General features: G+C 35.9%; 13 protein-coding genes. 1 reads left to right on the top strand and 12 read right to left on the bottom strand.

Translation table 11 applies throughout. The annotated features are described in order from the left end of the window. Positions 1-8: 8 nt before the first annotated feature. The 12 genes from HWQ39_RS14860 to HWQ39_RS14805 form a co-directional block, all read right to left on the bottom strand. Entirely contained in the window at positions 9-419 is a 411-nt protein-coding gene (locus tag HWQ39_RS14860) for a condensation domain-containing protein (RefSeq protein WP_292846125.1), read from the bottom strand. 25 nt (positions 420-444) lie between these two features. Beyond that, on the bottom strand, positions 445-1572 hold the full coding sequence (locus HWQ39_RS14855) for a hypothetical protein (protein WP_292846122.1): 1128 nt from the start codon (positions 1570-1572) through the stop codon (positions 445-447). A gap of 24 nt (positions 1573-1596) precedes the next feature. Further along, positions 1597-1842: an acyl carrier protein gene (locus tag HWQ39_RS14850; RefSeq protein ID WP_292846119.1), complete on the bottom strand. Its 246-nt coding sequence runs from the start codon at positions 1840-1842 to the stop codon at positions 1597-1599. Next, positions 1839-2600, bottom strand: coding sequence for a hypothetical protein (locus tag HWQ39_RS14845; protein WP_292846116.1), 762 nt, complete (start codon positions 2598-2600; stop codon positions 1839-1841). Before HWQ39_RS14845 ends, HWQ39_RS14850 begins: the two co-directional genes overlap by 4 nt. 39 nt (positions 2601-2639) lie before the next feature. Then, a complete protein-coding gene (locus tag HWQ39_RS14840) occupies positions 2640-4247 on the bottom strand; it encodes an AMP-binding protein (RefSeq protein WP_292846113.1) in 1608 nt (535 codons plus the stop codon). Between the two features lie 140 nt (positions 4248-4387). Further along, complete coding sequence (locus tag HWQ39_RS14835) at positions 4388-5275, bottom strand: radical SAM protein (RefSeq protein WP_292846110.1); 888 nt, start codon at positions 5273-5275, stop codon at positions 4388-4390. Continuing rightward, positions 5229-5555, bottom strand: a complete 327-nt coding sequence (locus tag HWQ39_RS14830; protein WP_292846107.1) for a hypothetical protein — start codon at positions 5553-5555, stop codon at positions 5229-5231. The genes HWQ39_RS14835 and HWQ39_RS14830 overlap by 47 nt, the downstream gene beginning before the upstream one ends. A 222-nt stretch (positions 5556-5777) precedes the next feature. Beyond that, the gene (locus HWQ39_RS14825; RefSeq protein WP_292846104.1) at positions 5778-5948 is read right to left on the bottom strand and encodes a hypothetical protein; all 171 of its coding nucleotides are present in this window, start codon (positions 5946-5948) and stop codon (positions 5778-5780) included. 357 nt (positions 5949-6305) lie between these two features. Beyond that, positions 6306-7211: a hypothetical protein gene (locus tag HWQ39_RS14820; protein WP_292846101.1), complete on the bottom strand. Its 906-nt coding sequence runs from the start codon at positions 7209-7211 to the stop codon at positions 6306-6308. A 44-nt stretch (positions 7212-7255) separates the two neighbouring features. Continuing rightward, positions 7256-7606 (bottom strand): helix-turn-helix transcriptional regulator, encoded by a 351-nt coding sequence (locus HWQ39_RS14815; protein WP_199327223.1) that lies wholly within the window; start codon positions 7604-7606, stop codon positions 7256-7258. Further along, on the bottom strand, positions 7581-7739 hold the full coding sequence (locus tag HWQ39_RS14810; protein WP_292846094.1) for a hypothetical protein: 159 nt from the start codon (positions 7737-7739) through the stop codon (positions 7581-7583). Before HWQ39_RS14810 ends, HWQ39_RS14815 begins: the two co-directional genes overlap by 26 nt. Positions 7740-7786: 47 nt before the next feature. Next, positions 7787-8212 (bottom strand): hypothetical protein, encoded by a 426-nt coding sequence (locus HWQ39_RS14805; RefSeq protein WP_292846091.1) that lies wholly within the window; start codon positions 8210-8212, stop codon positions 7787-7789. 33 nt (positions 8213-8245) lie between these two features. Between HWQ39_RS14805 and HWQ39_RS14800 the strand changes: the two genes are divergently transcribed. Beyond that, complete coding sequence (locus HWQ39_RS14800; RefSeq protein WP_292846088.1) at positions 8246-8602, top strand: hypothetical protein; 357 nt, start codon at positions 8246-8248, stop codon at positions 8600-8602. Positions 8603-8626: the final 24 nt, after the last annotated feature.

The raw sequence follows: 8626 nt of genomic DNA, 5'->3' as shown, positions 1-8626 counted from the left end.
ATCAAAACCTACGCTCTTATGGCGTTATTGCTGCTTAATTTTGTCCGAAGTATTGTTATCGGTAACTTTACAGGTGTGTATGAAGAGATTCTCTGAATTAGTTCTCTATTGGCAATCAAAAAGGTAGTTCTCAGAACTTCATGTCTGCGTCTAATCTCGTTCAGACTCTGTTCTAATGCAACTATGTTGAGTAAGCCTTTTATGCGAAGAAAAGCTACATATTCGTTATAAGCACAGCTATTAGGTTCCAATTGATTGAGCAACCAGAAACGCTGTTGAGCAAAGGAAACTTGCAGATTACCCTCTCGTGATATCTGTTGTAGCCGAGACCCTTTGCGAGAAGAACTTAAGACATCTCGAAAAGCATTCCAGAGTTCCTCTTTACCTTGTTCAGCACTGAACTGATTGCGAACATCCATAATTTGAGCTAATTATAATTTATTATTAACTTTTGACACCGACGAAATTACCACCAACTTTTTCTGCATAGTTTTGAGGGTAATTAATAGTTGTTCTTTGCCTGTTTAAGATATTCTTATGAAGCTCTTCTAAAATTTCAGAAGAGTAATCCATACTCTTCCATTTTTCGTAGGAAATACCATAGCCTAAATACTCCCATATCTCAGCGTTTCTTTGCTCTGCATAACCATAGGGTTCAAGTAAAATAATCGGTGTAACAGATGCCAAAGAATCAATAAGAGTTCCACCACCTGGTTTACTGATTATTGCTTTACTCTCCTTAACTAAATCATAAAAAGCATGATATTCTTCCCTATTTTTAAAAGATTTTTTATTAGAACTGGTTACCTCTCCAAAGGGTGGAAACTCATGTTCATTACTTTGATTCTTTTTCCAAGGAGACCACTCAGGGTCTACCATAAAATATCTATTGTTCGACTTTATTTGAGTTGTTTCGCTAATTTCATAAGCAACTATATCTAACGAAAATCCTCTTTCTTCTAGTTCAGTAATTTTACTTTGATATGTACCAATCCCCCATCCACCACCATGAATGACAAATCGATTGTTTCGTTTAGCATATGGAATAGGGGGCTGAGTTGTAACAGGAATTTCATGGAGTAATTTTTTTTGCTCCCAATTCCAGAGCCATACCTCATTATCATACTCACTATTATCTTTATGTATTTTAAAGGTAGCTGAGATGTCAGCATCGATTCTACAAATATCAAGATTCAATCTCTGAGGAGCCACTTGATTTCTATATCTCTCAATAATTGGCATCCATAAACCTGACCAAACAATAAAATTTAGCCTATTTTCATTTGCCCAAGTTTGTAATAGATTATCAACTAAAACCTCATCCAGGCTAGGTTGAATATCTTTAGTCATCCTATGACCCATCAAAGCAATTGAAAAGTTTTCATGATAAGCTTTTTTATAAATTTTTAGCTTATCTTTACTCTCATTCTTATAATAATTTTCTAAAACAACAACCTCAGTATTAAGTTTTTGTTGTTTTAATTGATAATTAACAAGTAAGGCAGGAATGTAAACCCCTAAAGCTACACCTGAACCTAGAATTGTAATTGTTGCATTTTCAGCTTTTAGCATTTTAATAGCTCTAACTCTCAAATATCAATTTAACCGTTTCATTTTTGATAAAAATTCACTGAATGTTTTAATTGATTTGAGATATGAAAATTCCAATTGCTCAAAATCTATTTCTACTTTGAGTTCGTTTTCGATTTTCAGCATAAAATTTATCATTTCCAGTGAATCTAATTTCACATCTTCAATAATATCAGTTGAATCAGACAGTCCCTTAGAAAAGCCAGGAACACCTTTTACGTCTTCCAAAAGCCCCTTAATCTCGTCTATCATAGTCTTTCTTTCCTCACTGCAATACCAATACCCATATACGATAGATCAATACCAAGGTATTGATCTATATATTCACGACAGTCATACTCATTAGTATTTTTAACTTCCTCCCAAATTTTTCTCACTCCTGGATACTTGATATTTGCAATATCATGGAAAGCCACAATATTTGCTTTATCCTTGACAGACATAAATTCATTTCTACATTGAATTTCTTCATGAAAAGAATCAATTAACACTAAATCAAATTTTTCATATTTTTCCAGCCATTGTTGATACTCTTGAGACTGAGTATTTATTTGAACAAAGTCAATATTTTGTTGTATTTGTTTATATTCTAATAATGATTGACAAGGAATAATGTCAATTCCAATAGCATATTTGAGCGGCGAGAACTTCTGTAAATATTCTACAGTAGCTACAAATGTTCCTCCGTGCCTAATTCCTATTTCTAAATAAGAATCAATTTTTAGCTTTCCTAAATCAACTAAATATTTGCTAAATTGAATTGGGTACTGCCATATTCGCAGCCCTTGACCACAGTATTGATGTAGGCTTTCTGGAAATTCTTCTAAACCTTCATCATTAAGTCCCAAGTCAAGCATGAGGGATTCTACATTAGCAGCATCCGAGAGATATTCAAGATTTTTGCTGTTAATTAAAGCAACACGTTTTAAATCTAGAGGAATCGTATTTAACTTTTTTAATTTTTTCCAGCCTTGTTCTACAATTTTTAACTTTGATTCAATATTGTTCATTGTTATAACCTAAATTATAGTTGATAAATATATATTATATTATTTAACTTGCTTTAAAAGTTTTTTATTGATTTTGCCATTAATTGTTTTAGGTAACTCCTGCATAATTTCAACATATTTAGGCATCATCAACTTTTCTAAATGTTTTGAACAATATTCTAAAATATCTTCTTTCGTTAAAATAGAATTTTTTTCTAATACCAAGGATACTTTAATTGCTTGACCTAATATTTCATCTTCTACACTATAAACAGCAACTTCATTTATACCCTTTAATTCATACAATACATTTTCAATTTCTTTAGGGCTTACTCGCTCTCCAGATGTTTTTATCAGGTCATCTTTGCGACCAACAAAGTAAAGATACATATCTTCATCCATTTTGAAGATGTCACCAGTATATAAAACTTTTTTGTCTGTCTTAAAATCTTGTTTTAAAACTTTAGCTGTTTCTTCAGGGAGATTCCAGTAACCTTTCATCACATTTGCACCTTGCACTACAAGTTCTCCTATCTCCCCAGGTTGATTTATCTTACTTCCATCTTCTTTTACTAAATAAACTTCTACATTAGGCATTGCTTTACCTACTGAATTTGGTCTTTTTAATAATTCATTGGGCGGAAGATAAGAAACCCTTTTGCACTCTGTAAGCCCATACATAGAATAAATCTTTGCTTGAGGAAATAATTCAGTTAATCTAGAAATATGTCTGGACGGAAGAGCTTGTCCTGTATTAGTAATATATCTAATACTAGAAAAATCATATTTTTCTAGATTAAACTTCAGCATTAATGCAACAATTGTTGGAACAATAGGTAAACCTGTTACTTTTTCTTTCTTAACTAAACCAATTAATTGATAAGGTGAAATAAATGATTTTTCTAAAACTACTGTACCTCCAAAATAAAATGGCATTAAAATATTATAAAGCCCATAATCAAAGGATAAAGGTAGAACATTGATAATAATATCATCACTAGTATTTTCTAAATATTCGATTATAGAATTAGCTGCGGAAAGCATATTCAAATGTGTAAGCATTACACCTTTAGGGTTGCTAGTAGAACCTGATGTATAAATAATACTACACAAATCTGTGGTGCTACAGGGATTATACAAGCAGCTATTAGGGGATTGTTTTATAAGCTCCCAAAAACTAGATATTTTTATAAATTTTTCCAAAATTTGCTTTTCTAAATCAGGTTTATCTAGAGTAGCGAGTATTAAGTGAAGATGAGGATGCTCTACTGAATAATTAGGTAGTAGATTAATATCAGTAATTAAAAATTTTACTTGGCAATCGTTTAATATATATTGTAGTCTTTTTGCCTTAGTCTGAGGATTAATGATAGTAAAAATCCCGCCAGCTTTTAAAATACCAAAAATAGAAATAACTGCCTCAACTGAATTCTCTAAATAGATAGCAACTCTATCTAATGTTTGAAGTCCTGCTGCTTTCAGAGCATTACCCAGAGAATTAGAATATATTTCAATTTCACTGAAAGTTAATCTTGTGCCATTACAAATTAATGCTTTTTTATTAGGTAGACGTTCTGCACTTTTCTGTAAGAAGTTATGTACTAACATAAGTTTGTTATTATTACCATTTTTTAAGTCAAAGTTTAAGTAATAAGCTTTGTAAGGCAATATTGATATTGATTGATGTTTTTAAATATTAACTTATTCTACTTTTGTCTCCTGCAAAAACAGCAGCCACATAATAGTTATAGAATTGTTAGTAAAACTGATAACTGCAATGCTTCTATTGTCAATTTAGTTAACTAGTTTCAAATACCGCGAGAATATAAAAGATTACACTTTGAACATACAGGCATTAAACCCTGATGATCAATGGTTTCTCGTACTTTTGTAAATTTGCAACCGTGCCAAACATCTTGAACATTCTCTTTTGTAAGATCCCCAACAAAAAATTCCGGGAAGAATTTACAAGAAATAACCTCACCATTGGGGAAAACATCCATACGATTCTTTATAGCTAAACATTTTGTTTTATTTTGAGCAGGTTTATCACTACCCAAAATAAACTCTCTGATTTCATGAGAATCTACTTCCGGGTTATAACGTACTTTAGTTTTCCAAATTCTCTCATTAACCTTATTAAGTTCATCAATTAATTTATCAACAGAATCTGGATTAAGCCTATATTTATAAGCGTGCCAACTAGGTATAGTATCTTCTCCATGACACAGCCAATCCAAATAGCTTGCAAAATATTTGTCCATTTTAGCTGTAGTTTCATCAGATAAATACCAAAGCAGGCTTAGATAAACTGTATCAATTCCCTTTTCCTCAAAAAACTCAACAATTTCGTACACTCTAGGTATCATTCTATCAGTTATAACAAAGTTGACAGCAATCTCTCCTTTGTAATTTCCTGCTTTTTTCTCTTTTAATAGCAAATCAAGTGCTTCTATTACTTTTTCATAATTACCTTTACCTCTGATGAAGTCATGCTCATCTTTGAAGCCCTCAATAGCTACCAGAATTTCAAAGTGTTCTGAAATTTTCAAAATAGAAGATAAGTTCTTTTCAATTCCTATACCGTTAGTACACATAGATGTCCAACGCGGATCTTTTTCCAGTAAATCTACTAATTTATCCCAATCTTTATAGACTAGAGGTTCTCCGCCCCACAGATAAACATTTGATTTCATGTGTTTCTGCAAATACTTTTTCGATTATGGAGAATTCTAAATCTCTATTTTGCTCTATTTTATCTAAGTTTTTGTGATGACCATCTTCATTCCATTGATAACAATGCTTACATCGTAAATTGCAACGATTTGTTAATTTAAAAGCAATTTCTTGTGGCAGTTTTCTTACAGAGTAATCACCACTCTCATGTTCCCTTTGTGCCATTAGCAAATTAGGAACTATTCTTTTCATTTTTTCAAAGGCAATTTGATCAAACTTCACTTCTGATTTTGCTTTCATAACGTCTCCTAAATATCGACTTGCCAAACATTAACCTAATTCCGTAATCATAAGATGTCTATCTATGAACCTATCCCACTATTCTAAAAATCTCTAACCCTTACCATAAAAAGTACTTAAAAACCTTGATTTTTCGTTTTTACTTCTCAACTTTGCTTTAGCTTTTTAGCGCAAATATTATTAGTGGGATAGGTTCATGTATTCTCTACGAGTTTATGAAATTTAATCTCCAAGCCGATATTCTCGCTCAATCAAACCCAACAGCTTCTCCTCAACAGCAGTCAAATAGGGTCGTTTCACTTCCCCCAGATACTTTAGCATAGCAGTTGGGGCATCTTCCAAGTTCTCGTTTTCCCGTAGCCTGCTGATGCGATCGCTCTTAGAGCCTGTCAAGAAACAACTTTTACAATTTATTATCTGGAAAGCTTACTGAGAAAGCATTTCTAGCTAAAAAGAGGCAAGGTTGTTACTTGACAAGCTCTTAGAGAAATGCCAATTATCTACATCTTCTGAGATTCTATTGAGTTTTGTTAATTTCTAGCCAGTTGTAGAGTGGGAACTGAACTCTGTTGAGCGCTATATTTGTTAGAGAGGTTCTACAGCACTCAACTAAACAACTGGCATAGCTGGATGTCAAGAAGCGGGAAGTTTTATCTTTTCCCTCGTACAACTTCTTCACTGTCCCGTTGTGTTGCTAACTCCATTGAAACTGCAACCCAAAGACATTGGATGCCAATTTGCCAAAATTGTTCAGGTTATTCTCCCATACTCCGACTCCAAAAGCGTCAATAATTTCTCTTCCACACCAGTAAGATAAGGACGGTTCAGCTTCCCCAACGACTGCAACAGATTTTTGACTGTCTCCTCCAGCGAATCGGAATACACCCGACTGATGCGATCGCATATCTCCTGCATCTGCTGACATTCCTGGGGCAGGTAGTTGAAGGACTTCAGGTGCTGCAACCCAACCGCATACTCTCCATCCCAGGTTTTGACGGTGCAGCTAAATTCACCCACATGGTTGACTATCCCCCAGCAGCTACCTTTACCCCTGAGTTCGGGGTTGTCCTTGGCTAAAATTTGGCACACTTCGCCCAACTGGTAGGTGTTTGGTACTTGAGTACGTTCCATTATTCGCTGCACCGCATCTTTGACAATGCGATGAGATGGTACTTTCCCATTGGCAGACTCTACAGCTTGCTCCCATGCTTCGGGCTGAATGTCCGCGTCAAGCTTGGACAGTGGCCTGATTTGCCACTCGTTAGTCGGCAAAATGTGAACGGAACGTTCACATTTTGCCACCAAATTATCAAAAATAACCGCAGCTTCTATTAAATGGTAGGGCTGTCTGCGGCTAAAACCAAAGCGATTGCGGCAGTATTCCTCAAAAGTTTTGTGCGTGGAACGATATAATCTGCGATCGCGTAATTCAGTCAATGCCTTCCCTGCTTCAAAGAACGCTCGTTCTACCCTACGCTCCAAGTGCAGGCGATCGCTTTGCTCCTGCTCGGTCAATTCAGGTACTTCAACAGCAGCAATATCGATGATTGCTGAAGTTGGGTTTTCTGAAGGGGTAATGTCTGAGTTGATGGGCAGTTCTGGATTGCTTAATGCGGCAGAGGTAGCTTGTTTGCGCTTACGGGGTGGGGTGTTCATGCTTCCACCTCTTCTAGCTTAAGTATGCTCAGGAACAAAAATACTTATGATGCCTCCTTATTAGGTGTTAACCATAATACCTGAGTATTAGGTTTAGCTGGTTTACCAGGATTAGATAATTGCTCATTTTCGGCTTTTTGTAAACCTTTTGATTGAATATCCCCAGTTGTAGGGTCGCCATCATGATCAAAAGTGTAGTCAAACAAATCCCCAGGTGTAATTATTCGGTTATCACCTGCGGCTTGATACGCCTTTGTTAAACCATTACATAAACTGTTTAAAACTCTCCCACTGATCTGTTCAATTTCATCAGCGTTTTTCAGTTTTGAAATGGACGTTGGGTGGATACCCGAAAGTTCAGCAAGTTCTTTATTGCTGATTTTCTTCTCTGCCATTAATATTCTTAGCCGCCAACGAATCATCTTTTGAGAGTCTTTTTTTGTTTTCCTTACTCTCATAGTTTCCTCCACTAATGCTTTTATAGCTAGATCGCTTACTTAAAGCGATTCCTTCAAATATAGCAGCCATAACAATTAATATGCAAGCTTGACAATTATATAGCTAGGTCGCTATATTTATAGATAGCAAAAAGCGACCGCACCTCTCTCGCAAATTGGAAGCGATCGCTTTTGCAAAACATCCACCATACAGATGGCGTAACTAATATAATGACATACCATATCTACAGCCAACAACAGCTGCAACTGAAATCTATTGCCCGACTCAAGTAAATCTACAGCGAAATTGCCTGTACAGTCGAAGTAAGCGACAAACGCTGTAAGGATTCTTGGATTTCCGCCATTGTTAATTATCAGGCAAGCAAGATTCAGAAACTCACTCTCGCTGCCCCCGATGAACAAGCCCTCGCTCAAGCCGAACTCGACAGCTACATCGCTGACCAAGCCCAAGCCGTAGCTCCCGAAGCCCTCAGAATAGTCGAAATCTCGTTTGACTATCACGAATATTATGCTGGTAATCAACTGGTAGCCAGCATCAGCCATGACGATAATCACTTAACCCAACCCTGGGTAGTTATGGTAAACGAGAAAGAGGTATTTCGTGCCAACACTCCAATGCGTTGCGATCGCTTCATCTGCACTCACTACAAAGATGGTTCATTACCTGTGCAGGAACAAGAAGCAACACCCCCCACGACTGAAAACCGAATCATGGCGCATATCTTCAACGAGTGCCAGAATTACGGGTTTGAAATTCTCAATGATGGCATTTACAACAGCAACGGCGTGAAACTGGGGCAAGTCGGATGCACTGACGGGAACTGGTGGGTGAAGAGGCGTTATTCAGTCCAGCAGCAGTATTCTAACTCCGTGCTTGATGCTGTGCGATCGCTGTCGATGGTGATACTGTTGGCGAAATATTACTTAACATAAAAACGGTAGATTTACCGTGTAATA

The organism is Nostoc sp. NMS8, from assembly GCF_017115045.1.
Taxonomy (GTDB): domain Bacteria; phylum Cyanobacteriota; class Cyanobacteriia; order Cyanobacteriales; family Nostocaceae; genus Nostoc.
The sequence above is the reverse complement of the archived record's forward strand: the minus strand, read 5'-3'. Positions and strand labels throughout refer to the sequence as shown.